The sequence below is a fragment of the Rhizobium sp. SVR5-9E genome (assembly GCF_056755095.1).
Window position 1 is genome coordinate 1 of sequence record NZ_JBNDHS010000325.1, and the last position, 311, is coordinate 311.

The 311-nt window shown below is 39.2% G+C and carries 1 protein-coding gene; it reads right to left on the minus strand.

Going from position 1 to position 311, the window contains the following annotated elements; translation table 11 throughout:
- Nucleotides 1-311 (minus strand): insulinase family protein (locus ACPYOJ_RS35025; RefSeq protein WP_481420331.1); only part of this gene is annotated, 311 nt, incomplete at both ends.

The window sequence follows — 311 nt, forward strand, 5'->3', positions numbered from 1 at the left end:
GGTAAGATTATTCATCCAGAACATATTATCTTTTATCTGGGTATTATAATCATTCATTTCTCCTTCTTTGTACTTGTCAAGGTCTTTTTGTTCAGGACCTTTATCGATCAGCTTCTGAAGTTCTGCTATGGCACTTTTTGTCAGTTTATCTACATTTTCAGGGCCACAAGGGAAACTAATGCTGAAATTATACGTGCTGTAAGGCGCTTTATTCATACTTCCCCTGGCTCCGCCACCATAGATTCCGCTTTCATCTTCTCTCAGTTTTTCAATTACTTTGATTGTGGCCACTTCACCCAATGCTTCCAGAG